1 protein-coding gene is annotated in these 484 nt (G+C 40.1%); it reads left to right on the top strand.

Annotated elements, in window-relative coordinates; genetic code table 11:
- On the top strand, positions 1 to 431 hold a 431-nt coding region (locus ACWQ4X_RS19800; protein WP_457904687.1), incomplete at its 5' end, for a tyrosine-type recombinase/integrase.
- Positions 432 to 484: the final 53 nt, after the last annotated feature.

Here is a 484-nt window from a genome sequence, read left to right as displayed (position 1 = left end):
AGGAGCAGAATATCACTTATAGGAGTTGTTCAAATTTACGGATCCATCTCTTCGTTCCATTATCAAGACAAGCTATGGAGCTCATTCAAGCTCTACAACCCCTTACAGGCAACAAGCAATTTGTTTTCTATAATCACAGTACTGCAAAACCATTAAGTAATAATGCTCTGTTAAGCGCCATTCGCACTATGGGTTATACAGGTAAAATGACAGGGCATGGTTTTCGTGGACTTGCGTCTACAACCTTACATGAGCAAGGCTATATGCATGATGCTATTGAGATACAGTTAGCCCACACCGTTGGCAATGCCGTCTCTCAGGCGTATAACCATGCCCAATACCTTGAATATAGGACTAAAATGATGCAAGAGTGGTCGGACTTTATTGATGGTTTGAGAAATAAAGTTGTTCAAACTAATAACCTTATTTAAAAGTAAGCATCCGGCTAACACAGCCTTACCAAGCGATCCTATAAGCCTTAATT

The organism is Acinetobacter sp. NigerLNRRAM0016 (genome assembly GCF_054112845.1).
The sequence above is the reverse complement of the archived record's forward strand: the minus strand, read 5'-3'. Positions and strand labels throughout refer to the sequence as shown.